Source organism: Halopenitus salinus (genome assembly GCF_042662125.1).
Classification (GTDB): domain Archaea; phylum Halobacteriota; class Halobacteria; order Halobacteriales; family Haloferacaceae; genus Halopenitus; species Halopenitus salinus.
This window is the reverse complement of record NZ_JBHSXL010000001.1, coordinates 95887-119478: the sequence shown is the minus strand read 5'-3', so window position 1 is coordinate 119478 and position 23592 is coordinate 95887. Positions and strand designations below refer to the sequence as shown.

Below are 23592 nucleotides of genomic sequence, written 5' to 3'. Positions count from 1 at the left end.
CCCCGACGCAGTCGTCGGATTTCGACGGCGATCGCGGGAAGTACCATACGTTTATAGCCGGCGATGTTAATCATCGATCGTAATGTCTGGTACGGACGAGGAAGCCGAACTTGAAGCACGACTCGCGGACCAGGACGTCTTCGAGCCCCCGGAGGCGTTCTCACGGCAGGCGAACGTGACCGATTCGGACATCTACGAGGAGTTCGAGGAGAACTGGCCGGACTGTTGGGAGGCGGCGGCCGACCTCCTCGAGTGGGAGTCCTCCTACGACCGCGTGCTCGACGACGACGACCCGCCCTTTTTCGAGTGGTTCACCGGCGGCGAGTTGAACGCGTCCGCGAACTGCCTCGACCGTCACCTCGCCGACCGCGGCGATGAGGCCGCCATCGAGTGGGTCGGCGAACCGGTCGACGAGGAGAACAGGACCTACACCTACGCGGAACTCCACCGCGAGGTGAACGAGGCGGCGGCGGCCCTGCGCGATCTCGGCGTCGAGGAGGACGACGTCGTCACGATGTACATGCCGATGATCCCGGAGCTGCCGGTCATGATGCTCGCGTGCGCGCGAATCGGCGCGCCCCACAGCGTCGTCTTCGCCGGCTTCTCCGCGGACGCGCTCGCGACGCGCATGAACTCCGCCGACTCCGAGTACCTGATCACCTGCGACGGCTACTACCGCCGCGGCGATCCCCTCGACCACCTCTCGAAGGCCAACGAGGGCCTGGCTGGCGTCGACTCGGAGACGACCACCGTGGTCGTCGACCGCCTCGGGCCCAACGGTGACGACTTCGGCCACGACCTCGGCAACGATCAGGTCGACTACGGCGACCTCCTGGCCGACCACGAGGGCGCCGAGGTGGACCCGGTCACCCGGGACGCCGAGGACATGCTGTTTTTGATGTACACCTCCGGCACCACGGGCAAGCCCAAGGGCGTCAAACACACCACCGGCGGCTACCTCGCGTGGGCGAGCTGGACCTCCCAGGCCGTCCTCGACGTCAAGCCCGAGGACACCTACTTCTGTTCTGCCGACATCGGCTGGATCACCGGCCACTCCTACATCGTCTACGGCCCCCTCGCGCTCGGCACGACGACCATGATGTACGAGGGGACCCCGGACCACCCCGACCGCGACCGGCTCTGGGAGATCATCGAGGAGCACGAGGCCACCCAGCTGTACACCGCGCCGACGGCGATCCGCGCGTTCATGAAGTGGGGCGCGGAGTACCCCGACGCACACGACCTCTCGAGCCTCCGACTGCTCGGGACCGTCGGCGAGCCCATCAACCCGCGCGCGTGGAAGTGGTACTACAAGCACATCGGCGACGAGGACTGTCCCATCGTCGACACCTGGTGGCAGACCGAGACCGGCGGCATGATGATCACGACCCTGCCCGGGATCGCCGACATGAAGCCCGGATCCGCCGGCCCGCCGCTGCCCGGCGTCGACGTCCGGATCGTGGACACGGCCGGCGAGGAGATCGGCGCCGGCGAGGCCGGCTACCTCACGGTCCAGAAGCCGTGGCCCGGCATGCTTCGCACCCTCTACAACAACGACGAGCGCTACATCGAGGAGTACTGGGCGGAGTACTCCGACGTCGACAGCGACGACCCCGACGACTGGGTCTACTTCCCCGAGGACGGCGCCAAGATCGACGACGACGGCTACATCACCGTGCTCGGCCGCGTCGACGACGTGATCAACGTCTCCGGCCACCGGCTCGGAACGATGGAGATCGAGTCCGCGATCGTCGGCGTCGAGGGCGTCGCGGAGGCCGCCGTCGTCGGCGGCGACCACGAGATCAAAGGCGAGGCGGTCTACGCCTACGTCATCACCGAGGAGGGCTACGAGGAGACCGACGAGCTTCGCGACCGGATCGTCGCCGGCGTCGAGGACGCCATCGGCCCGATCGCGCGACCCGAGCAGGTCGTCTTCACGCCCGAGCTCCCGAAGACGCGCTCCGGAAAGATCATGCGCCGCCTCCTCGAGAACATCGCGAACGAGGAGGAACTCGGCAACACGAGCACGCTCCGCAACCCCGAAGTCGTCGCCGACATCCAGGAATCCGTTCAGGGCGACTGACTCGGCGGCTCGACCGCTCTTCCGATCCGTCGACCGCTCTTCCGATCCGTCGACCGCTCTTCCGATCCGTCGACCGCTCTTCCGATCCGTCGACCGCTCTTCCGATCCGTCGACCGCTCTTCCGATCCGTCGACCGAATTTTGACTGTTCGAGACGCTACCCTGCCGCTCTACGTGCTCACCACTTCGAGGAGGTTCCCGTCGGGGTCCTCGAAGAAGATGATCCGCGATCCGCTCTGGGTCCGTTGCGGCTCCGCGATCGGCGCGGCCGACTCCGGAAGCGACTCGTAGAAGGCGTCGATGTCGTCGACCTCGAAGCCGGCGTGTTTCGATCCGAGCTGGTTGACCGTCTCGGCTCGCACGGCCTCGCCGGCCGGCTCGTACTCGACCAGCTCGATGCGCGCCCCGCCCGCATCCAGGTGGGCGAACTTCGCCGTCACGTCCTCGACGCCGATCGCGGTCGCGATCCCCTCTCCGTCGAGGGTGAACTCCGCGGCCACCTCCAGCCCGAGCGTGTCCCGGTAGAAGGCGAGCGATTCCTTGAGGTCCTCGACGATCAGTCCGAAGTGGTGGGCCTGTAGTTCGACCATGTCGGTGGTCTCGTCGGACGGGAGTTAAACCCCGTCGATGGGATGTCGACGTCGGACGGCGATGGTGGTGACGTTTCCTCCGAGCGGATCGGCTACGACGATCGTTGCAACTCACGGATGGTTCGCCAGAGTAGTAGTCCCGGGCGGATTCGAACCGCCGTCCTGGGCTCCAAAGGCCCAGATGATTGGCCAGCTACACCACGGGACTTCCAGTTCGTAGCGAGGCACGTGCCCCTTGTGAGTATTTCGTTTCGATCGGAATCCCTGGGACGTCGTCGCTCCGTGGTCGACGGCTCGTGGCGCCGTCGTCAGTCCGCGCCCTCGAAGGCCGCCTCCAGACAGCTGCAGGCGTCGGCCTCCGGGTCGAAGCAGTCGGGACACTCCGGCTTGCGGTCGATGATCGTATCGAGGCGGTCGGCGACGGTGTCGTCGATCACGGCCTCAAGTTCGCGGGCCTCCGCGCGGAAGTCCTCGACGGCGAGGACGTTCGCGAGGAACCGCTCGATGATGCAGTAGGTCTGTAACGCGTCCCTGGCGCGGACGATCCCGTCCTCGGAGAGCTGTACGCCCTTGTACTTCTCGTGGTCGGCGAGCCCCCGGGACTCGAGTTTGCCGATCATCTCGTTGGCGCTCGCGGGGCTCACGTCGAGCGCGTCCGCGATCGACCCCGTCGAGGCCGGTCCGTCCTCCTGTCTCTGGATCAGGTAGATCGTCTTGAGGTACTGGTCTGCGGTGTTCACGGCTGGTCCTCCTCGATCGTCTCCGTCGGTCGGTCGTGGGCTCCCCTCATCGTTCCTCCATGATCTCGGTTACGGCCTCGACGCCCTCGGCCTCCTCCTCGCGGATCGCCGACAGCGTCTCTACAAGCTCCTCGCGGTCGATGGCGAACGTCGCGTCCGACGCCTCGATCGCCTCGATGAGGTCGTCGTAGAACTTGTAGGCCGTCTCCTCGTTGCACAACGCGTCGTACAACACGCCGTCGAAGTCCTCGGGCTGGGTCCGGCCGTACCGGGCCTCGACGAGCCCCTCGATCTCCTCGAAGGGCACGCTCTCGACGTCGAGCCCCTCGATGAGCGCCTCGAGACGCTCGCGGTGTTCGGCCGACTCCTCGGCGGCGTGCTCGAGCAGCTCCTCGATCTCCTCGTCGAGTTCAGCGTCGAGGCTGCGGTAGTGGTGGTACGCGCGCGCCTCGACGACCTCCTCCAGAACGATTCCGATCTGTAGGAGGCGAGCGAGCTGGTCGTCGGAGGCGATTCGACTTCCGACGCTCATCGAACACCCCCGATCGGCGATACCGGTCGCATACACGGTTCTCCGTGGGTGATCGACTTAAGGAGTTCCCCTCGAAGACGGACCGGCCGTCGAGAAAACGTCCCGCCCGCGATCGTGGGCGGTCTCCGATGGCCGGCCTCGGGTCGCCGGCCAGTTCGATCGTCGGCTACTCCAGTCGCGCCTGGACGAGTTCCTCGAGGTCGTCGCGGAACTCGTCGACCGCGATCTCCTCGAGGACCGGCACGAAGAAGCCCTCGACGAGCATGTTCCGGGCAGTGTTCGGGCCGATGGAGCGGCTCTCCATGTAGAACAGCTCCTCGGCGTCGACCTGTCCGACGGTGGCGGAATGGGACGCCTCCGTGTCGTGGTTGTGGATGATCAGCTTCGGCGACGCGTCGGCCTCGGCGTCGTCCGAGAGCATCAGCGTGTTCTCACGCTGGTAGCTCGAGGTGTTCCAGGCGTCCTCGCCGACGTCCTGGACGCCCTCGTAGACGGACCGTGCGACGTCGTCGAGCACGCCGCGGGTGACGAGGTCGGCGGTCGTGTTCTCGGCCTGGTGCCACACGCGGGCGTTGATGTCGAAGTGCTGGTCGTCGTGGCCGAAGAACGCGCCGACGATCTGGCTCTCGGACCCGTCGCCCGAGAGGTCGGTCTCGATGTCCGAGCGCGTGAGCCGGGAGCCGAGGTTCCCCTCGATCCAGTTGATCGTGGCGTAGGTGTCGGCGTCCCCGCGTTTGAGCGAGTAGGTATAGGTCTCCTCGTCGAGGTTCTGCAGCGAGCCGAACTGGACGTGGGAGTTCTCGCCGGCCGCGACCTCCACGAGGTTCGAGAAGTACCGCTCGCCCTCGAGGGAGTCGCCCGTCTCGATGCTCTCGAGGATCGTGACGGAGGACGACTCCTCCGTGACGACGAGCGTCTGGCTGAACAGCGAGCGGGAGTTCATCTCCGCGCGCACCGTCACGTCCTCGGCGGCGACGCCCTCGGGCACGTAGACGAACGTTCCCGTGGTGAAGAGCGCGACCGAGAGGGCCGTGAGGTAGTTCTCCTGCGGGTCGAGCACGGATCCGAAGTTCGCCTCGATGACGTCTCCGTACTCCTCGAACGCCTCCGTGAACGGCAGTACGACGGCGCCCTCGTCGCCCTCGCGCTCCGTCACGTCGGCCTGATCGAGGGGGTCGACGAGCGACTCGAACTCGAGCGCCTCCAGGTTCGTCCAGCGACGGCCGGGCGTCTGGATGACGTCGGGGAGATCGAGTCCCTCGAGCGCCGCGAGCGCCTCGAGGCGGATCTCGAGGAGCCACTCCGGCTCGTCGCGCTCCTCGGCGATCCGTCGAACCGTGTCCTCCGAGAGGGAGGCGGGAAGCTGCGCGCTCATTATCCCAGGCTCCCCTCCATCTCCAGTTCGACGAGTCGATTCAACTCGACGGCGTACTCGATGGGCAACTCCTCCGTGATCGGCTCGATGAAGCCCGAGACGATCATCTGCTTGGCGTCGTCGTCGTCGAGGCCGCGCGACTGGAGGTAGAAGATGTCCTCGTCGCCGATCTTCCCGACGGTCGCCTCGTGGGCGACGTCGACCTTCGATTCGTTGATCTCCATGTACGGCATGGTGTCGGAGGTCGACTCGTTGTCGAACATCAACGCGTCACACTCGACGGCGGTCGAGGAGTTCTCGGCGCCGTCGGCGATGTGGACGAGCCCGCGGTAGTTCGTGCGGCCGCCGTCCTTGGCGATCGACTTCGACTCGATGGTCGACTTCGTGTTCGGCGCGTTGTGGTACACCTTCGCGCCGGTGTCGATGTCCTGGCCCTCGCCCGCGAAGGCGATGGTGATGTGGTTGTCGGAGGCGCCGCGACCCTTGAGGATCGTCGACGGGTACAGCATGGTGGCCTTCGAGCCCATCGAGCCCGAGATCCACTCCATGCGGCCGTTCTCCTCGACGATTGCGCGCTTCGTGTTGAGGTTGTACGTGTTCTTCGACCAGTTCTGGACGGTCGAGTACTGGACGTGGGCGTCCTCGCCGACGAACACCTCGACGCCGCCGGAGTGGAGGTTGAACGCCGAGTACTTCGGCGCCGAACAGCCCTCGATGTAGTGGACCTCCGAGCCCTCCTCGGCGATGATGAGCGTGTGCTCGAACTGGCCCATCCCCTCGGAGTTCATCCGGAAGTACGCCTGGACGGGCATGTCGACGGTCGTGTCCTCGGGCACGTAGACGAACGAGCCGCCCGACCAGATCGCGCCGTGGAGCGCGGCGAACTTGTTGTCGCTCGGGGGGACACACTTCGTCATGAAGTAGTCGCGAACGAGGTCCTCGTGCTCCTGGACGGCCTCGTCCATGTTGCAGAAGATGACCCCCTTGTCCTCCCACTTCTCGCGCATGTTCTGGTAGACGACCTCCGATTCGTACTGCGCGCCGACGCCGGAGAGCGCGTTCTTTTCGGCCTCCGGAATGCCGAGCTTGTCGAAGGTGTCCTTGATCTCGTCCGGGAGCTCCGTCCAGTCGTCGACGCCCGCCCGCGTCTCCACGTCCGGGCGGATGTACGGGACGATCTCGTCGACGTCGACCTCCGAGAGGTCGGGCTGGCCGGGCCAGTCAGTCGGCATCGGCATCTCCTGGAACTGCTCGAGCGCGCGGAGGCGCCGCTGCAGCATCCACTCCGGTTCGTCCTTGTCCTCCGAGATGAGGCGGATGGTCTCCTCGGTGAGGCCCTTGTCCGCCTGGAACGCCGACTTCTGTTCCTTCTTGAACTCGAAGCGGGCTTCGGTGTCCGTGTCTTGTAGATCTTCTGAACTCATTGTTCGTTGGTTACGTCTCCGAACGTATATGTGTGCGTGTAATCACGGATCGTTACGCGGTCTCGTAGACTTCCTCGCGGACCCAGTCGTACCCCTCGTCCTCGAGCTCGTTCGCGAGCTCGGGACCGCCGCTTTTGGCGATCTCGCCGTCGAGCATCACGTGGACGTGATCGGGCTCGACGTACTCGAGGATGCGCTGGTAGTGCGTGATCTGGAGGACGCCCGTTCCCTGCTCGTCCCGGAGGGCGTTGATTCCCTCGGAGACGTCCTGGAGCCGGTCGATGTCCAGTCCCGAGTCGATCTCGTCGAGAACCGCGATCGCGGGCTCGAGCAGGGCGGCCTGAAGCACCTCGTTTTGCTTCTTCTCGCCGCCGGAGAAGCCGGCGTTGAGGTACCGCTGCATGAACTTCTCGTCCATGTCGAGGAGATCCATCTTCTCTTTGAGAAGCTGCTGGAACTCGGCGACGCCGATCTCGCCCTCGTCGGTCGGGCCCTCCATCGGGGAGCTGTCGTAGCCCGACTCATCGTCGTCGTCGGCCTCTGCCTCCTCGTCTTCGTCCTCGAAGAGCTCCTCGCGCTCGTCGTGTTTCGCGTTGAGCGCCTGCCGCAGGAAGCTCGTCATCGTGACGCCCTCGATCTCCGCCGGGTACTGGAACCCGAGGAAGATGCCGAGCGCGGCGCGTTCGTTCGGCTCCAGATCGAGGAGGTTCCAGCTGTAGTCCTCCTCCTCGAGGTCGGCGTCGACGTCGGCGAGGTCCTCCTCCTCGAGGTGGAGGAGGATCTCGCCTTGGGTCACCTCGTAGGCCGGGTGACCGGCGATGACCTTCGCGGTCGTCGACTTTCCGGATCCGTTCGGTCCCATCAGCGCGTGGATCTCCCCGGAGGAGACCTCCAGGTCGACGCCACGGAGGATGTGTTCTCCGTCCTCTTCGGCCACTTCGGCGTGGAGGTCGTTGATCTCGAGAGTTGCCATGAGTGTGATTCCTCGTGTGCGGATAGTGGTCGCTACCGCGGTTAATGGTTACGGATTCACCCGTGCAAACGACTCTCAACGGAAAAATTTCTTTCCGAAACGGAAAACGAGGGCGATGGGGGAGGGAAAGCGGTCCCGCTCCGCCGGTTACATGTACTGGCCGAGTCCGCTCTGTTCCTGGCCGGTCTTGACCTCGTCCCAGCTCATCCCGAGCGCCTCGATCACTCGCGAGATGGGCCCCTTCAGCGTCTTCTCGAGCATCTTCTCCCAGTCGATCCGGAACTCCTCCGGAATCTCGTCGGCGTACTCATAGCAGATCACGTCCGGGTCCCGCTTGAACTCGCCGTAGAGGGGATCGGTGTGGGGATCGAGTCCGCGCTCCTCCTCCATGCGCCGCCAGAAGTCGGGGTGGACCTTCTCGAGGTAGAGCCGCTTCGGCTTCGATCCCCGATCGAAGTTGGTCCCCAACATGAGGTTGGCGTACTTCGCGCCGCGGACCTGTGCCGTGTCCGTCTCGTAGGCGTCGAGGCGCTTTCCGATCCCCCCCGGAATGCCGATCTCCTCGAGGTCGACCTCGCCGGAGAGGAAGTCGTCGATGACGTCCGAGAGGTACGACTTCACCTCCTCCATGTCGTCGTCGATGTCGTCCCCCGTCACGATCGTCTCGATGACGCGCTTTTGGACCTCCTTCGTGATCGGCGCGATGTCCGACCGCTTGTACTCGAAGCCGGTGATGTCGATGTCGTCGACGTCCTTGCCCTCCTTCCAGACGATGTGGCCCGCATAGCGCTTCTTGCGGCCCGCCTGGAAGAAGCGACGGTACAGCTTCTCGAACTCGATCTGGAAGCGGTGCATCTCGGCGTTCAGCTCCTGGCGCGCGAAGTCGTCGTACCGCCCGTTGATGTGGTCCTCGATCGAGAACGACTGCTCGATGGCGGACTCGACTCCCGTGTCTTGTCCAAGTTCCAACATGACGGAATCCGTATCTCCATATACCACTTCATTGTCAATTTCGGCCGCCGCCTGCTCGGTAAACGAGATCACCTCGCGTCCCGTCGCCGTGACGGCGGCTGCGCCTTCCTTGTCGTAGAGCCGGAATCGATCCCACCCCGTCACGCCGTACAGCGACTGGCCGACGAACTGGAACGTCCCGTTTCGCCCGGCGAGAAGCGTGTGGTTGTCCGCGACGGTGACGCAGTACACGCCCTCCTCGGCACGGCTCGTCGATCCGCTCCGGTGCATTCGAAGCGTGTTTTTGCCGTTCTCGGTCGCGTAGATGCGCCACGAACCGCTGTCGTGTCCGTAGTTCGCCGTGATTCCCAGGTGGGCACAGAGCCTGAGCACGTCGTCTCGAAGCCGTTCGCTCGAGGTCGTATAGCGCCACGAGCCGGGTTGGCGATCGCCGTCGCCGTCGATGAGCGTCTCGAGGAACCGTCTCTTCTGCTCCGCGCTCGCCCCGAAGATGAACTCGGGGATCCGCTTTTCGAAGCTTCCCGCACCACACGCGTCCTCCAGGTACCTTCCGAGCAGTTTCGAGGTGAACTGATAGCTCCGGTCGTCGACGTAGTAGTCGAATCCGAGATCGTCGAGGGTCCCCCCGATCGTGGCGTGCGTGTCACAGCCACCGCCGTCAGTGATCGGGGCAACTGTCGGATCGTCGCGTGCTGTCTGTGCGATCTGGATCGACGTCGCGACCCCGCGAACGGCGTCGCCGAATCGCTTCTCCTCCGACGTGTACACGCTGCCCTCCGTGATGTACCAGGCGAGCAGCGCGAGGAAGTCGTCTCCGTCGTAGGTTCGTGGGATCCACTTTCGGCCGGATTCGCGGTGAATGAAGCTCGTCTCACAGACCGACTCGACGTACTCGCGGTGTTCCTCGAACTCCTCGGCGGTGAACACGTAGCCGGTTTGCCCGACGTCCGCGTTCGGGACGCGCCGCGGCGTCCAGCCGAGCTCGGCGGTGAACGTGTGGCCGTGGACCTCGGGGCGAACCCACACCTCGTATTCCCCGTCGACGAGTCTCGTGAGATCGACCTCCTCGATCGGCTCGCCGTCCGGCCCGTCCCAGCCGTGGGGGAGCTCGTAGTTCGTCGCGCCATCGAGATCGCCGGCCTCGATGAACCGATACTCCTCCTCGGTGATCCCGTTCGTCTCGTTCTTGCGAACGAGCATTCGGTGGTTCGGCGTCACGCTTAGGTCGATCTTCGAGGTCTCCATGTTCACGAGCTGGCCGCGGTACTCGGGGTACGCGTGCGTCTCCGTGACCGGCTTGACCTCCATCCGCATCGTGTCCGGATCGAGGGAGTAGACGTCGTCACCGATCTCGAGGTCCGTGATCGGCCGGACGCCATCCGGCGTGAGGACGTCGGTGTCCGGCGTGAAGCAGTTCATGATAACCTTGACAGCTGCCTGCTGTCGGTCGTACTGCTGGTACGGTTGGGTCCCCGGATCGTGGTCGTTGCGCAGCTCCTTTTTCCGTTCGCGCTCGGTGAGCAGTTCGTCCACCATCTCGCGCATGATGCCGTCCGGCTCCTTGCGGAAGTGGGTCCCGTTCGGCGCGACGTACGTCTCCTCGTCGTACTCGTCTGGATCCACCTTCGTCTCCGGGCCGGCGTTGATCGTCACCATGCACATCGGATAGAGCGATTTCAAGTCCAGGACGGTCACCATCTCCTTCACGCCGGAGATCGGATCGAAGACGGCCCCGCCCTCGAACTCCTCGGACTCCTGTTGGCCCTTCGTCGGGAGCGCGAACTTCCCGTGGGCCTTCTGGAGGACGTAGACGTCGACCGCGTCGCCGGGCGTCGGCGCGTCCTCGAGCTTGCAGCCGACGAACTTCTTCACCTCGTTCCAGAAGTCGATCAGGTTCTGCTTGCGGTCGATCTCCACGCACAACTCGACGTCGCGCAGGTTGTACTCGAGCAGGCGTTCGGGGTCCTGTTCCCACAGATCCCCGATGTCGCCGGCGTAGCGCTCCTTGCCGACGTCGAGTTCCGTCTCGCCGACGGCGTCGAGCCGGTAGGACTCGAGCTCGGTGAACTGCGTGCGCTTGTAGGCGTAAAGCAGGTCGAAGACGACCCGCCCCTTGACGTCCGGACCGCCCCATCCCGACCGCCACACCTCGCCGATCCGCGAGAGGCGATCGACGGAGAGGTCGCGATCGGTCCGCGAGTCGAGCCGCTCGAGGCGATCCAGGAGGTAGGGCGCATCGAAGTCCTCGAAGTTCCACCCGCAGGTGACGTCGGGATCGGTATCGACGATGTAGTCGATGAACGCCTCCAGCATCGCCTCCTCGGTCTCGAAGGACTCGACGCGGACGGCGAGGTCCCCGTCGTCGATCCCCTCGTACCCCGGCAGGTCCTCCGGCGGCGATACTTCGCCTTCGGGCGCATCGTAGAGCCAGACGACGTACTCGTCGTCGTAGGAGTCGTGGCTCGTCAGACAGACGATCGGCTCCTCGCCGTCCTCGGGAAACCCGCGTCGGTCGTCGACCTCGATGTCGAAGGTGTTCACCCGGATGTCGGCCTCGACGTCGGCCGGCTCGAGGTGCTCCTCGCCGACCTGCAGCCGCTCGTCGTCGAGCCGCCGTTCCTCGATGCGGATCCCGCCGGCGATGCCGTTGTCGATCAGGAAGCGATTGGGAAACAGGATGTCGGCCTCGAAGGTGGTCTCGAAGTCGTCGCGGATGTTCCCGACGTCCCGCGGCGTTCGGGCGACGATCCGCGTGAGCGGCTCCCCGCGGATGCTCTCGTAGGGTTCGCCCTCGGCGTCGGTCTCGCGTGTCCCGATCACCACGTCGTACTCGTCGGCCGGATCGCGGTCCAGGTCGGCCGTCGGCACGTAGAAGTACGGCTCGACGCCCAACACCCGAACGTGCTCGGCGACGTCCTCGCCGTTCGGGTTCGGTCGGCGTCCGAAGACGTGCACCACCGGGTACTCGTCCGTTCCCCGCCCCTCGACCGCGTAGTCCACCTGCGTCACGGCCAGTTCGATCGTCCCCTCCGAGTCCGGGAACCGCGTCTCGTCGACGTCTATCACGTCGTGGACGTGGCCGCCGCTGCCGCCGGCGACCGCGCGCGCCTCCTCCCGGACGACGTCCGCGGACCGCCCGTCCGTCGATGGATCGGCCGCGGAATCGTCCTCGGCGGAGAACTCGGAGAGCCCGGTCTGCGTCATGGGCTCCCTTCGGGTTACCCCCTAAAAAGAGCGCCCATTCGCCGGGTGCGACCGGGCGTCGAACCGTCCGGGGCCGGCGGATATCGTCCCGACGGAAAGACATTTACCGTGGTACGACATACCACGGTTCATGACGTCTGATGCCCACGCGAACGGTACGCAGCGTTCGGACGCCCGAACCGCTCGAGCGGCCGCGATCGACGTCGAAGCCTACGAGGACGGCGACAGCGTCGTCCTCTTCGATGCCGACAATCCGCTCGCGTGGGTCGAGGCCAGCCGGTCGGTCCGGCTCAGCGACGCCGCCTAATCGGCCGTTTTCGATTCGATCGGTCGTCGTCGCGGTCTCGCGGTCGTCGCGTCGACTTTACGGGACTCGACATCACGCCGACCACACCGGAACCCATTTTTCGCGCGCGCTCCAACGACGAGCCGTGATTCCCCTCGAGGACGCCGACCGCGACGACGGCGACGAGGGGAGCGGCGAGTTCGCCTTCGACGAACCCAGCCCGACGGAAGTCGATCTCGCCCCCAAAGCGCCCTCCGTTTCGAACCCGGCCGACCGGTTCTCGGAGCCGACCGGTGATCTGGGCGATCCCGGCGATCTGGACCCGCGAACCCACCGGACGTTCGTGATCTGCGTGCTCTACTCGAACGCCGCCCTGTTCGGGGTCAGCCTCGGAGTCATGATCTGGTACTTCCGGGGCCGTCTCCGCGTCGGGGCGGCCGTCGCCGTTCTCGGTCTCCTCGCCGGGATCCGAACGTATCAACACTACCGGTCCTGGCAGCAGTACCGCCGCGAGCGCGACGCGGAGGAGAGCCCATGAGGACCGTTCGCGACGAATCCGGACGCCGGTACCTCCTCGTGAAGCGTTCGAGCGACTCGAGTCTCGTCCGCGACCCACACACCGGCGAGCAGCGGTACCTCCCGACCGCGGAGCTGGAACCGGTCGACGGGGCGTCGCTCCTCGAGACGGCCGCGACCGCCGTCGATCCGGACGTTCGCCGGCTGATCACCGCGGTTCACGGCGAGCGTGGGCTGGGCGTGCTCGTCGAACTCGTCGATCGGGGTCCGATGTCGGTCCTCGAGCTGCTCGACGTCGACACGCTTTGTGAGTCGGACCTACACGGACTCCTCGCCGAGTTCCGCGCGGCCGGACTGATCGCGGAGGTCGAAGTCGACGGACAGCGGGGATACGACGCCACCGACGCCTGCGAGCGTGCCGTTTCGCGCCTGCGGGAATCCGGCTCGGAGTGAGCGGTGAGATCGCTCCCCGTCCTCTGAGCGAGCGGTGACGTTGCGCTCCGTCGTCCGACGACGTTCGGGAGACGTCCCCGCTCCCGTCGGCGGTCAGTCTCCGGACTCGATCGGGGTCGCTCCGGCGACGCCCGGTTCCGCTCTCGTGACCGTCGATCGGTTCGTCCGCGGGTCCTTCTCGACCGACAGGAGGTCGTCGGCCGCGCCGATCAGCTCCTCGTCGTGGCTCACGATCACGATCTGTCTGACGCCGAACTTGCGCATCTCCTCGACCAGGTCGACGAGCCTGGCGACGTGGCCGGTGTCCAGAAACACCGTCGGCTCGTCCAGGATGAGCGGCGGGGTCGGGGCCGCTCCCTCGATCCCCTCCGCGAGCAGCCGATAGATCCCACACCGCAACGAGAGGTTGAAGAGCGCCCGCTCGCCGCCGGAGAGCTGCTCGGGCTCGAGCGCCTCCCCGTCCTTTTGGTACACGGTGAGATCGTAGTCGCCGTCGAGTTCGATGTGCGAGTAGGCGTCGTTCCCGTAGACCAGATCGAACGTCTCGTTGACCATCCGCTCGAGCGTCCGAACGTTCCGCTGGCGCAGCTCCGTGCGCAACTCGCCGTACATCGACTCGAGGTCGCTCGTCTCCTCGTGAACCGACTCGAGAGCGGCGACAGTCTCCGCGAGGTCCTCCCGCTCCGAGCGAAGCGTCTCGAGCGTCCGGATCTCCCCCTTCACGCCGCCGATCCGGCTCTGCAACTCGTCTCGCCGCTCGCCCAATCGATCGAGTTCCTCGGCGACGTTCTCGAGGTACTCCGCCGCGTTCCGCTTGCGCTCCCGGGCCGACTCGATCGCGTCCTCGTCGACCGCCTCGCGCAACTCGTCGCGGCGCTCGCGTTTTTCGGCCAGCCGCTCGCGTCGTTCGTCGTTGAGTTCCGCCAGCGTCTCGCGGCGCTCGCGGAGACGTTCGATCTCCGTCTCGAGGTCGTCGATCCGGTCGAGGCGGTCGTCGATCGCGTTCAACCCCTCGCGAATCTCGTCGATCTCCGCCAGTTGCTCCTCGAGCGTCTCGACGCGCGCGTTCGCCTCCGCGGCCGCCTCCCGCTTTTCGGCGGCGATCTCCCGGGTCGATTCCGCCTCCGAACGGAGCTCCGCTGCCCTCTCACGCCGTTTCTCCGCCTCCTCGCGTTTCCGATCCGCCTCCTCGCGCGTCTCCGCGATCCGCTCTTCGAGCAGCTCCCGCGTCGTCTCGATCTCCGCCAATCGCTCCTCCGCCTCGACGAGATCCTCGACCGCCCCGATCTCCTCGTCCAGCGAGCCGACGCTCTCTTTCGCCTCCTCGAGCGACGACTCGAGTTCGTCCACCCGCTCGCGGCGATCGTCGATCGCGTCCACGTGCGGCGACTCCTCGACCGGCTGTCCACACTCCGGACACTTGCCCGCCTCGAGCAGGTCCTCGGCCTCCTCCAGACGTTCCCGTGCGTTCCGCAGCTCCGTCTCGAGTTCGGCGACCCGCTCGCGGACGTCGCCTCGCCGCTCCCGCAACTCCTCGAGCCGCGTCGCCGCATCCCCCCGATCGAGATCGCTCGTCTCGAACGCGTCGGCCAGATTCCCCGCCTCCTCGTCCAACTCCGCGAGACGCGACTCGCGTTCTTCCACCTCGGCGCCCGCCTCCTCGGCGCGCTCGCTCGCGCGTTCCGCCTCGGATTCGGCCTCGCTCGCTCGCTCGGCCAGGTCCTCGGCCTTCGTCTCGAGGTTGTTCGCCTGGTTCTCGAAGCCCGTCGCGGCGGTGACCGCCTCCTCGCGTTCCCCGCGAAGCGTCGATTCGCGCTCCTCGAGCTCCTCCCGCCGTGCCTCCACCGCCTCGGCGTCGACTCCGATGGCCCCCGTGTCGGCTCCTTCGATATCCGCGTCCGCCGCTCGTTCGTCGATCTCGTCCTCGAGCGTCTCGATCCGTTCTCGCGCCTCGGCGATCTCCTCGCGGCGCGTCTCCCGTTCGGATTCGGCCTCCCGGATGGTCCCCTCGAGCTCCTCGAGGTCACCCTCGATCTCCGCCAGCCGATCGCGCTTCTCCTCGTGTTCCTCGAGGAGCCGTTCGGCCTCCTCGCGGGTCGTCTCCGCCTGCTCGCGCTGGGTCTCGTAGTGGTCGATCTCCTCGTCGACGTCGCCGAGTTCACTTTCGAGTTCGTTGAGCGTCGCGTGGAGATCCTTCCCCTCGAGTCGCTCGATCCGCTCCTCACGTTCATCGAGGATCGCCCGTTTGGCGTTCAACACGTCCTCGACGCCGAGGCGTGCATCCCCGGCCCGCTCGCGGTACTCCTCGAGCACGCCGAGCTGGAGGAGGTCGTCGATCGTGTCCTGGCGCTCGCTCGGGCTGGCGTTGATCAGCTTGTTCACCTCGCCCTGGCGGACGTACGCGCAGTTGAGGAACGCCTCGGCGTCCATCCGCAACAGCTCGGTGACGAACCGACGGACCGCCCGCGCACCGTCGCGCGTCGTCCCGTCGTCGCCCTCGAGGGTACACTGGTGGTCGGTTCGGTCCCCGTACTCGCGCAGTCGGCGTTCGATCCGGTAGCTCACGCCCTCGTGGACGAATCCCAGCTCGACGAGCGTCTCCTCCTCCCCGTTCGTGACCACGTCCTCCAGGGTCCCCTCGAGCGCGCGCGACCCGTACAGCGCGAAGAAACACGCCTCGAGCAGCGACGACTTCCCGCTGCCGTTGACGCCGTGGATGACGGTGACGCCGTCCGAAAGCGACACCGCCGCGTCCCCGTAGGGCTTGAAGTTCTCGAGGCGAACCTCCTCGAACCTCATCGGAAGTCCTCCATCGAGACCTGGCCGTCGGTTTCAGCGACCGTCTCCTCCGCCGTGTCGTCGTCCGCGGCGTCGGGATCGTTTGACGTCGCGCCGTCAACATCGCTGGGGGCCGCGTCGCCGGGATCGCTGGAGTCGTTCCCTCCTCCTGCATCACCGGAGCCGTTCGATCGCTGCGTCTCCTCGACATCGGTCTGCAGATCCCCCTCCTCCAGACGTTTCTCGAGGCGATCCTTCACGGTCTCGCGGACGTTGCTGTCGGCGATCTTGCTCGCCCGTATCGTCTCGTCGACGTCGAGTGCGGCCGTCGAGAGCCCCATCGACTCGATCCGCTCTCTGACCGCCTCGTCGGGGTCCGCGAAGCTCACCTCCAGATCGGCCTCCGCGTCGATCTCGCGTCGGTCCGTGACGCGGGCGATGAGCGCGCCCCGGTTGCTCGCGACCTCCTCGACGGCGGCGGGCGTGACCGGCTCGCCGTCGCCGTCTATCTCGATGATCGCCACCGCGTCCTCGAGGTCGTGTTCGCGGACGCGCTCTTCGACCCTGGCCGTTCCCTCGTCCTCCCGGAGATCGATCTCGATGAACTCGAACGGGCGCGTCTCGATGGACCGACGCCGGATGTCCACGTCCGAGTCCTTCCCGTCGACCGCCTCGCCGAAGGCGATCAGATTGTATCCGCGCCCCTCCCGTTCGCTCGTGCTCGCCCGCTCCGTCGAGCCGGGGTAGGTCACCCACGTCTCACGGACCCGCGTGCGTCCCGGCTCGTGGTTGTCGCCGAGCAGCAGCGCGTCGAAGCGAACTGAGCTCTCCTCGATGACCGTCTCCGTCTCCCAGTTCGCGTACGCGAACGGTTCGAACAGCCCGTGGGCGACGAGCGCGGCGTGAGAGGCGTCGTGCGGCGAGAAGTCGTATTCGAGTTCCGATCGTCTCGAGACCGGAACGTGATCGAGCCCGTAGAAGGCGACGTCGCCGACGACCGTCGGCGAGTCGTCGAGCCGCGTCGCGAGCCCCATCCGCTCGAAGAGGTCGAGCCACTGGCCGCCCCGCGTGGCCTCGTGGTTTCCGACGATCGCCAGGAAGGGAACGCCCGCCTCCTCGAGGCGACGAAGCACGGAGAGCGTCCCGAGGAGGTCCGGAAGCTCCGGGCGGCGGTCGTGAAACAGGTCACCGGCGTGGATCACGGCGTCGACGTCGCCGTCCACCGCGTCGTCGATCACGGCCTCGAACGCCTCGAGGAAATCGTTCCGACGCTCCGGCGAGTTGTACTGCCGGTACCCGATGTGGGTGTCGCCGGTGTGTATCACCCGCGTCATTACGACGAGGGTTGGCCCGTTCGCCTTTTAGCCGTTCCGCCACCGGAGTGAAGGTGATCGGTCCCGTCTCGGGGTTCTCGTTCGTTCTCCCGCGGTTCATTCTCCTCGTTCTGCGGCTCCCGCTTGCCGGCCCCGTCGGATGCGGCGCGTCGGTACGTTCGAAACGCACGGGCGGCCCGTCGTCCCCGTTCGGCGGTCTCGAGCGCCCCGTCCGTTTCGGCCGCCTCGATCGCCGCCTCCAACCGATCGATCCCCACGGTCTCGACGAAGGCGGCCGCGCGTTCGAGATCACCACGGACCGCACACGCCTCGTCGACGATCGCGGTGTACGGCTCCCGTTCGGTGTCGGTTCTCTTCGAGAGAAAGGTCAGCGTTCGCTTGACTCGACCCACGCGTGTTTCGTCCATCGGCGACGCTGGGTCGGCTTCGATGATAAACCAACGGGACGAATCGGCGGAGGCAATGACGAACCGGTAGCGACGAAGGCGAATCAGATGAGGCGAGGACGAACCGGTAGCGGCGAGGGCGAATCGGCGGAGCCCAAACACGACCGACGGTGGCGAGGACGGATCGACAGCACCGGGGTCGAATCGACGGCGACCTAGATCCCGAGCGAGTAGAGGCGCTTTCTGGCGTCCGCAAAGGAGAACCGCGAGTCGACGACGCCCTCCTCCTCGAGACGGGAGAGCGCGTATCGAACCGTGCGCGGCGGCAGCAGCGTCTCCTCGGCGAGCTCGCTTTGGGTCAGCGTGTCGTTGTAATCGAGGACCTTCGCGACGAGCTTCGCGCTCGGCGGCAGATCGCGAACCGGTTCCCACCGGTCGCCGACGTCGTCGTCGGCCTGAACGTCCTCGTCCGCCTGAACCTCCTCTTCGGGGTGGATGGCCTCTGGTGCACTCATTCGTGTCCGTACCTGTGAGATGCTGGTAAATAATATTTACTATCCATGGTGATTACCTTGGGGCATATCCATCGGGGACGATCGTCGATTTCCGGCCGTGGCCACGCCGGACGCATCGACCGCTCCGTCCACGAAACGTGGTGTCCGTCCACGAAGCGTCGTGGGATACTTTAGCGTGTCCGGGAGGTGCCCGACCCGAAGCCTCTTAGTACTGACCGACCTACCATGGTCCGATGACCGACACTGTGGACGACGTCGATCTGCCCTACGACGAGGACGCGACGTCCCAACAGGAGCAGATCGAGGTCCTCCAGGAGCGCCTCGAGGTGCTCGAGTCCCAAAACGAGGAGATGCGGGACCGGCTGCTCGACGCCAACGCCGAGAACAACAAGTACCAACAGAAACTCGAGCGGCTCACCCACGAGAACAAGAAGCTGAAACAGTCGCCGCTTTTCGTCGCGACCGTCCAGGAGCTCACCGACGAGGGCGTGGTGATCAAACAGCACGGAAACAACCAGGAGGCGCTCACCGAGGTCACCCCGGAGATGCGTGAGGACCTCGCGCCCGACGACCGCGTCGCGGTCAACAACTCCCTCTCGATCGTCAAACGCCTCGAGAAGGAGACCGACGTCCGCGCCCGCGTGATGCAGGTCGAACACTCCCCGGACGTCACCTACGAGGACATCGGCGGCCTCGACGACCAGATGCAGGAGGTCCGCGAGACGGTCGAGATGCCCCTCGAGCGCCCGGAGATGTTCGAGGAGGTCGGCATCCAGCCGCCGAGCGGCGTGCTGTTGCACGGCCCGCCGGGCACCGGCAAGACGATGCTCGCCAAGGCCGTCGCCAACCAGACGGACGCGACGTTCATCAAGATGGCCGGCTCCGAGCTCGTCCACAAGTTCATCGGCGAGGGCGCGAAGCTCGTCCGCGACCTCTTCGAGGTCGCCCGCGAGAACGAGCCCGCCGTGCTCTTCATCGACGAGATCGACGCCATCGCCTCCAAGCGGACCGACTCGAAGACCTCCGGGGACGCCGAGGTCCAGCGGACGATGATGCAGCTGCTCTCGGAGATGGACGGCTTCGACGAGCGCGGGGAGGTCCGCATCATCGCGGCCACGAACCGCTTCGACATGCTCGATCCCGCGATCCTCCGTCCCGGCCGCTTCGACCGGCTCATCGAGGTGCCGAAGCCCGACTACGCGGGCCGCGAGATCATCTTCCGCATCCACACGCGCAAGATGAACGTCTCCGATTCGGTCGACTTCGAGACGCTCGCCGAGCTCGCCGACGACGCCTCCGGCGCCGACATCAAGGCGATCTGTACCGAGGCGGGGATGTTCGCCATCCGCGAGGACCGTACCGAGGTCACGATGGACGACTTCGAGGAGGCCTACGACAAGCTTCAACGGACCGACGAGACGGACGTCGGCGACTCGCTCGCGTTCGCGTAGTCGACCCCGTCACGCGGGTTTCGTTCCCGGTTTCGGATGCATCTCCGGTTCTTCGAAGTTCTCCCCTTTCACCACGCTCGAGCCGACCCGATCACGGCGTTCCGATCACGGCGACCCGAACGCCAGATACGGGAGCACAAAGACGACGAGGAGGATCCCCGCGAGAAGCAACAGATACCCCGTTCCGACGGCCGCGAGCGTGCGGAACGCGGGTCGGTGCCCGTCGTCGTCGGCCGTCGATTCCTCGGTCATACGAGGCTCGCGCCGTCGAAGTCCGTTCGCTCGAACTTGATGTCGAGGAGCTGCATGATCGTGGGAGCGATGTCCAGAATGTCCGCGTCGTCGACCGCGATCCCGGGCTCGTCGATCAACACGGCGGCGTCGTCGAAGCTGTGCATTCCCGTTCGCGGCCCCGTCTCATCGAAGACCGTCTCGTGGCCGGAGAAGTCGGCCTTCAGGTCGAAGCCGTCGCGGGGCAGCGCGACCAGGTCCGGGGCGATCTCGTCGTGGTCGCCCCGGAAGACGTCCTCCTTTTCGACGACGCGGCGGATGACGGGTCGACCGTCCGGCGTCTCGAGCGCCTCGAGTTCCCGTCGCAACTCCTCGCGCGTGGCTGCGTACTCCGACTCGGGAACCGACCCGCGCGGCTCGCGGCCCTCCAGGTTGAGGTAGAACCGTCCGGGACCGAGCGAGTAGGCGCGCGTGTCGTCGTCGACGTCCGAGAGCGCGGCGTGGTCGTCGGTCTCGAAGGAGAGCCATCCCTCCCGTTCGAGCCACTCGTTGCAGTGGACTGACGACTCGAGGGGGCGGAACCCGTGATCGGAGGCCACGACCAGGGTCGTATCCCGGCCGAGCGCGGATCGGATCTCGCCGATGCACTCGTCGAGGCGTTCGTAGAACGCGAGGAATCCCTCGCGGTCGGCTCCCCCGGAGACGTACTGGTCGAAAAGGAAGTGGTTGACCCGGTCGGGGGCGAGATAGACCCCGAAAAAGAGGTCCCAGTCGTCGCCCTCGACGTAGCGACGGAACGCCCGCTGGCGCCGATCGAGCGTCTCGTGGGCGTGCTCGAGGAAGTCGGATTTGTCCGAGCGGTGCCCGAGCTTCGCGTTGACGTCGATCCGGTAGTCGATCTCCTGGAGGAACGCGCGAAGCTCCTCGGGCGCCGCGGCCGAGTCGATCTCCGGCGAGAGGAACCCGGAGACCATCCGCTGGACGTTCCGCTGTGGCGGGAACGTGACGGGGACGTTGAACACGCTCGCGTTTCGTCCCTCGGCCGTCACCCGATCCCACACGCGTTCGCGCTGCACGTCGCGCCCCATCGGAACGTAGGTGTCGTAGGATCCCACTTCCCGGTCCTGGTACCCGTAGACCCCGGTCTCTCCGGGGTTCGTTCCCGTGGTGATCGCCGGCCAGCACGCGGTGGTCTCCGGGGGATAGATGCTCTCGATCGACCCGGCGGACCCCTCGTTCATCACCGCCGTGAGGTTCTCGAAGACGTCCGGGTTCTCCGCGATGAGCCGGTACGGAACCCCGTCGATCCCCAGGAACGCCACGCGGGGATCGTCCCTCCCGCGCAACCGGTCGATCAGGCCCATGTGTTCCCTATCGCCGACCGTGATTAAAAGCCTGGAGGTTTCTACCCCCTCCGTGCGGAGAGATGTCCGAGGGTGCGGACCCCCTTCTCCGGAGGGGAGTCCTTTTGAGGATCCCCGGCGACCACCGGGTATGGAGACGCGACGGACCCTTCTCGTCGACGCGTTCACGACCGATCCCCTCGCGGGCAACGCCGCCGGCGTGGTTCCGAACGCGGACGGCCTCTCCCCGGATCAAATGCGTGCGATCGCCGCCGAGATCGGCGCCAGCGAGACGGCGTTCGTCCGGGAGAACCGGCCTTCGGACGACGGGGACGATCCGGGCCTTCAGCTCCGATATTTCACTCCCGACCGGGAAATCGACCTCTGTGGTCACGCCACGGTCGCCTCCGTCGCCCACCTGTTCGACGACGACGTCCTCGGGTCCGGCACGCACGCGGTCGCCACCGACGCGGGGACGGTGGACGTCGAGATCGACCCCGACGGAACCGTTCGACTGTTCCGTCCCGTCGAGGCCGTAGAACCCGTCGAGGTCGACTACGGCCGGCTCGAGGAGGCGCTCGGAATTCCCTCGGCCGCCTTCGCCGACGTCGGGGCCGACCTTCCGGCCGCGTGCGCCTCGATCGGCCTCCCGTTTCTCGTCGTCCCGGTGAACTTCCTCGAGCGGCTCGCCGAGGCGGACCCGGATCTCGACGCCGTCGAGGCCCTCTCGGAGTCGTTCGATGTCGCCGGTGTCTACGCGTTCACCTTCGACACGCTCGAGGCGGACTCGACCGTCCACGCCCGCGCGTGGGCGCCGGGAATCGGCGTTCCGGAGGATCCGGTCACCGGAACCGCCGCGGGTGCCCTGGGTGCCCACCTTCGAGGATCGGACGTCTTCGATGGCGATCCGCCCGCGGAGCTCCGCCTCGAGCAGGGACACTTCGTCGATCGGCCGGGGACCGTCCGGATCGGCATCGAGAACGCCGACGATCGGATCTCCGTGGGCGGATCCGCGGTCACGAGTCTCGACGGCGATCTCGCGATACCCGCACCGGAGACGGACGAGATCATCGAGGCGTGACGGTCGGACGCTCTTCGGTTCGGGTCACGACGGCGTTACTCCTCGGTGTAGTCCGGCTCCCGCTGATTCCTGCCCGTGACACCCTGGCCCCGCTGACGCCCCGGCTCTCAGGTCTCGCGTCCGCGGTCGTCCTCCTCGTGTTCGATCACGTCCTCGATCCGGTCGCTCTCGACGTCCGAGGCCACGGCGACGCCGAAAAGCGAGACGACGATCCCCGCGAGGATGAAAAGCGCCAGCCGCTGTGTGGGCGAGACGACGACGTCGGCGACCACGAGCGGCCCGAGGACCGACTCCTGTTCGAGGAAGTAGCCGGCGAACCCACGCACGACGAGGCCGACCGCGACCGCCAGAAACGGGAGGTTCAACACGTGCGAGCGGATCCCCTCGTCGCGGATGATCTCATCGAGCAGCCGTCCGGTCGCGGCCGTGAGGGCGGCGACGGCCAGCCACGGGACGGCCGCGTAGACGAGCTGCATCGATCGGACGACGAGCGGCCTGTTTTCCGCGATCTCCGAGACCGACAGCGCGCCCAAAAATAGACCGACGAGCGTGAGCCCGGCGGCGACCACGTAGGTGACGATCGACACCTGTCCCGCATAGAGCGCCTCGCGGACGCGATCCGGGATCGAAGCGAGGTGTTCGTCGATCGCGAGCCCCTTGTAGAGCAGCGCCGCCCCGATCAAGGCCGTGACTCCGGCGAAGGCGATCTCCGTCGAGAACCACAACAGAAGCGACGGCAGCACCAGCAGGCCGATGCCGAGCGGAACGAGGACGGTCGAGCGGAGCTCCTCGTCCGCGAGAAACTGCTTCAACAGGTAGTAGGACGACTCGAGGTCGTGGGCCTGTCTGACAACCACGCGATCGACGGAATCGACCGCGAGTCGCGACTCCACGATCGGGAGCACCCGCTCGTCCTCCGCCGAGTCGACCACGACGATGGCGGTATCGGGGTCGAACCGATCGACGAGCTCGTCGAGCTGGGCGGCGATCGATCGGTCGGCGCCGACCCGCGAGTCGTGGCTTCCCGATACCACCCCGACCACCGCCTCCTCGCGGTCGTCCCGGAGGTCGCGAGCGACCCGCAGCGCCTCCAGCAGACAGTTGACGCTCGCGTCCTCGGGATCGGCCAACCCGACCTCGGTCACGAGCGAGCGCACGGCCTCCCACCCGGAGACGGGCATCGGGACGCTCGTGGCGCGTCCGACGTCCCCCGACCGGTCGACGCAGATCACGAGCGTCGTCACGATCGATGACACGTCCGGCCGGGGTAAAAATCCACACGGTCGTTCGCGGGCCGGATCGGTGAATACGTCGGAACCATTCCGA

20 protein-coding genes and 1 tRNA gene are annotated in these 23592 nt (G+C 66.3%); 6 read left to right on the top strand and 15 right to left on the bottom strand.

Annotated features, from left to right (window positions below; genetic code table 11):
- Positions 1–82: 82 nt before the first annotated feature.
- A complete protein-coding gene (gene acs, locus ACFQE9_RS00560) occupies positions 83–2083 on the top strand; it encodes an acetate--CoA ligase (protein WP_379738885.1) in 2001 nt (666 codons plus the stop codon).
- Positions 2084–2252: 169 nt separating this feature from the next.
- Here the strand turns inward: acs and ACFQE9_RS00555 are convergent, their stop codons facing one another.
- The 8 genes from ACFQE9_RS00555 to ACFQE9_RS00520 all read right to left on the bottom strand — a co-directional run bounded on the left by ACFQE9_RS00555 (position 2253) and on the right by ACFQE9_RS00520 (position 11892).
- Complete coding sequence (locus ACFQE9_RS00555; protein WP_379738882.1) at positions 2253–2672, bottom strand: VOC family protein; 420 nt, start codon at positions 2670–2672, stop codon at positions 2253–2255.
- Positions 2673–2806: 134 nt separating this feature from the next.
- Positions 2807–2880 (bottom strand) — tRNA-Gln (locus ACFQE9_RS00550).
- A gap of 100 nt (positions 2881–2980) precedes the next feature.
- Positions 2981–3412 (bottom strand): metal-dependent transcriptional regulator, encoded by a 432-nt coding sequence (locus tag ACFQE9_RS00545; protein WP_379738879.1) that lies wholly within the window; start codon positions 3410–3412, stop codon positions 2981–2983.
- Between the two features lie 46 nt (positions 3413–3458).
- Positions 3459–3944, bottom strand: a complete 486-nt coding sequence (locus tag ACFQE9_RS00540) for a ferritin-like domain-containing protein (protein WP_379738877.1) — start codon at positions 3942–3944, stop codon at positions 3459–3461.
- Between the two features lie 166 nt (positions 3945–4110).
- Entirely contained in the window at positions 4111–5319 is a 1209-nt protein-coding gene (gene sufD, locus ACFQE9_RS00535; protein WP_379738874.1) for a Fe-S cluster assembly protein SufD, read from the bottom strand.
- Positions 5319–6743, bottom strand: a complete 1425-nt coding sequence (gene sufB, locus ACFQE9_RS00530; protein WP_379738871.1) for a Fe-S cluster assembly protein SufB — start codon at positions 6741–6743, stop codon at positions 5319–5321. The genes sufD and sufB overlap by 1 nt, the downstream gene beginning before the upstream one ends.
- A gap of 52 nt (positions 6744–6795) precedes the next feature.
- Entirely contained in the window at positions 6796–7716 is a 921-nt protein-coding gene (locus ACFQE9_RS00525; RefSeq protein ID WP_379738868.1) for an ABC transporter ATP-binding protein, read from the bottom strand.
- A gap of 147 nt (positions 7717–7863) precedes the next feature.
- Entirely contained in the window at positions 7864–11892 is a 4029-nt protein-coding gene (locus ACFQE9_RS00520; RefSeq protein WP_379738865.1) for a DNA polymerase domain-containing protein, read from the bottom strand.
- 130 nt (positions 11893–12022) lie between these two features.
- Between ACFQE9_RS00520 and ACFQE9_RS00515 the strand changes: the two genes are divergently transcribed.
- The 3 genes from ACFQE9_RS00515 (at position 12023) to ACFQE9_RS00505 (ending at position 13147) form a co-directional block, all read left to right on the top strand.
- Positions 12023–12199, top strand: a complete 177-nt coding sequence (locus ACFQE9_RS00515) for a DUF7331 family protein (RefSeq protein WP_379738862.1) — start codon at positions 12023–12025, stop codon at positions 12197–12199.
- Positions 12200–12323: 124 nt separating this feature from the next.
- Complete coding sequence (locus tag ACFQE9_RS00510; RefSeq protein WP_379738859.1) at positions 12324–12716, top strand: DUF7322 domain-containing protein; 393 nt, start codon at positions 12324–12326, stop codon at positions 12714–12716.
- The gene (locus tag ACFQE9_RS00505; RefSeq protein WP_379738856.1) at positions 12713–13147 is read left to right on the top strand and encodes a DUF7346 family protein; all 435 of its coding nucleotides are present in this window, start codon (positions 12713–12715) and stop codon (positions 13145–13147) included. The genes ACFQE9_RS00510 and ACFQE9_RS00505 overlap by 4 nt, the downstream gene beginning before the upstream one ends.
- Before the next feature lie 93 nt (positions 13148–13240).
- Here the strand turns inward: ACFQE9_RS00505 and rad50 are convergent, their stop codons facing one another.
- The 4 genes from rad50 to ACFQE9_RS00485 form a co-directional block, all read right to left on the bottom strand.
- Positions 13241–15946, bottom strand: a complete 2706-nt coding sequence (rad50, locus tag ACFQE9_RS00500; RefSeq protein WP_379738853.1) for a DNA double-strand break repair ATPase Rad50 — start codon at positions 15944–15946, stop codon at positions 13241–13243.
- Positions 15943–17259: a DNA double-strand break repair protein Mre11 gene (gene mre11, locus ACFQE9_RS00495; RefSeq protein ID WP_379738849.1), complete on the bottom strand. Its 1317-nt coding sequence runs from the start codon at positions 17257–17259 to the stop codon at positions 15943–15945. The genes rad50 and mre11 overlap by 4 nt, the downstream gene beginning before the upstream one ends.
- Complete coding sequence (locus ACFQE9_RS00490; protein WP_379738846.1) at positions 17259–17666, bottom strand: hypothetical protein; 408 nt, start codon at positions 17664–17666, stop codon at positions 17259–17261. Before ACFQE9_RS00490 ends, mre11 begins: the two co-directional genes overlap by 1 nt.
- A gap of 194 nt (positions 17667–17860) precedes the next feature.
- Positions 17861–18160, bottom strand: coding sequence for a MarR family transcriptional regulator (locus ACFQE9_RS00485; protein ID WP_379738843.1), 300 nt, complete (start codon positions 18158–18160; stop codon positions 17861–17863).
- Between the two features lie 233 nt (positions 18161–18393).
- Between ACFQE9_RS00485 and pan1 the strand changes: the two genes are divergently transcribed.
- Positions 18394–19611: a proteasome-activating nucleotidase Pan1 gene (gene pan1 / locus ACFQE9_RS00480; protein ID WP_379738840.1), complete on the top strand. Its 1218-nt coding sequence runs from the start codon at positions 18394–18396 to the stop codon at positions 19609–19611.
- 105 nt (positions 19612–19716) lie between these two features.
- Here pan1 and ACFQE9_RS00475 read toward each other — a convergent pair whose 3' ends face one another.
- Together ACFQE9_RS00475 and ACFQE9_RS00470 are read right to left on the bottom strand one after the other, a co-directional pair.
- A complete protein-coding gene (locus ACFQE9_RS00475; RefSeq protein WP_379738837.1) occupies positions 19717–19863 on the bottom strand; it encodes a hypothetical protein in 147 nt (48 codons plus the stop codon).
- Positions 19860–21206 (bottom strand): alkaline phosphatase family protein, encoded by a 1347-nt coding sequence (locus ACFQE9_RS00470; protein ID WP_379738834.1) that lies wholly within the window; start codon positions 21204–21206, stop codon positions 19860–19862. The genes ACFQE9_RS00475 and ACFQE9_RS00470 overlap by 4 nt, the downstream gene beginning before the upstream one ends.
- 130 nt (positions 21207–21336) lie before the next feature.
- Between ACFQE9_RS00470 and ACFQE9_RS00465 the strand changes: the two genes are divergently transcribed.
- Positions 21337–22266: a PhzF family phenazine biosynthesis protein gene (locus ACFQE9_RS00465; protein ID WP_379738831.1), complete on the top strand. Its 930-nt coding sequence runs from the start codon at positions 21337–21339 to the stop codon at positions 22264–22266.
- A 107-nt stretch (positions 22267–22373) separates the two neighbouring features.
- Here the strand turns inward: ACFQE9_RS00465 and ACFQE9_RS00460 are convergent, their stop codons facing one another.
- Entirely contained in the window at positions 22374–23510 is a 1137-nt protein-coding gene (locus tag ACFQE9_RS00460; protein WP_379738828.1) for a DUF373 family protein, read from the bottom strand.
- Positions 23511–23592 lie beyond the last annotated feature (82 nt).

What these genes read in the sequence shown, in the direction of transcription:
- acs (WP_379738885.1), top strand. Translation starts at nt 83, where the DNA reads ATGTCTGGTACGGACGAGGAAGCCGAACTTGAAGCACGACTCGCGGAC.
- ACFQE9_RS00555 (WP_379738882.1), bottom strand. Translation starts at nt 2,672, where the DNA reads ATGGTCGAACTACAGGCCCACCACTTCGGACTGATCGTCGAGGACCTC.
- ACFQE9_RS00540 (WP_379738877.1), bottom strand. Translation starts at nt 3,944, where the DNA reads ATGAGCGTCGGAAGTCGAATCGCCTCCGACGACCAGCTCGCTCGCCTC.
- sufD (WP_379738874.1), bottom strand. Translation starts at nt 5,319, where the DNA reads ATGAGCGCGCAGCTTCCCGCCTCCCTCTCGGAGGACACGGTTCGACGG.
- sufB (WP_379738871.1), bottom strand. Translation starts at nt 6,743, where the DNA reads ATGAGTTCAGAAGATCTACAAGACACGGACACCGAAGCCCGCTTCGAG.
- ACFQE9_RS00525 (WP_379738868.1), bottom strand. Translation starts at nt 7,716, where the DNA reads ATGGCAACTCTCGAGATCAACGACCTCCACGCCGAAGTGGCCGAAGAG.
- ACFQE9_RS00520 (WP_379738865.1), bottom strand. Translation starts at nt 11,892, where the DNA reads ATGACGCAGACCGGGCTCTCCGAGTTCTCCGCCGAGGACGATTCCGCG.
- ACFQE9_RS00515 (WP_379738862.1), top strand. Translation starts at nt 12,023, where the DNA reads ATGACGTCTGATGCCCACGCGAACGGTACGCAGCGTTCGGACGCCCGA.
- ACFQE9_RS00505 (WP_379738856.1), top strand. Translation starts at nt 12,713, where the DNA reads ATGAGGACCGTTCGCGACGAATCCGGACGCCGGTACCTCCTCGTGAAG.
- rad50 (WP_379738853.1), bottom strand. Translation starts at nt 15,946, where the DNA reads ATGAGGTTCGAGGAGGTTCGCCTCGAGAACTTCAAGCCCTACGGGGAC.
- mre11 (WP_379738849.1), bottom strand. Translation starts at nt 17,259, where the DNA reads ATGACGCGGGTGATACACACCGGCGACACCCACATCGGGTACCGGCAG.
- ACFQE9_RS00490 (WP_379738846.1), bottom strand. Translation starts at nt 17,666, where the DNA reads ATGGACGAAACACGCGTGGGTCGAGTCAAGCGAACGCTGACCTTTCTC.
- ACFQE9_RS00485 (WP_379738843.1), bottom strand. Translation starts at nt 18,160, where the DNA reads ATGAGTGCACCAGAGGCCATCCACCCCGAAGAGGAGGTTCAGGCGGAC.
- pan1 (WP_379738840.1), top strand. Translation starts at nt 18,394, where the DNA reads ATGACCGACACTGTGGACGACGTCGATCTGCCCTACGACGAGGACGCG.
- ACFQE9_RS00475 (WP_379738837.1), bottom strand. Translation starts at nt 19,863, where the DNA reads ATGACCGAGGAATCGACGGCCGACGACGACGGGCACCGACCCGCGTTC.
- ACFQE9_RS00470 (WP_379738834.1), bottom strand. Translation starts at nt 21,206, where the DNA reads ATGGGCCTGATCGACCGGTTGCGCGGGAGGGACGATCCCCGCGTGGCG.
- ACFQE9_RS00465 (WP_379738831.1), top strand. Translation starts at nt 21,337, where the DNA reads ATGGAGACGCGACGGACCCTTCTCGTCGACGCGTTCACGACCGATCCC.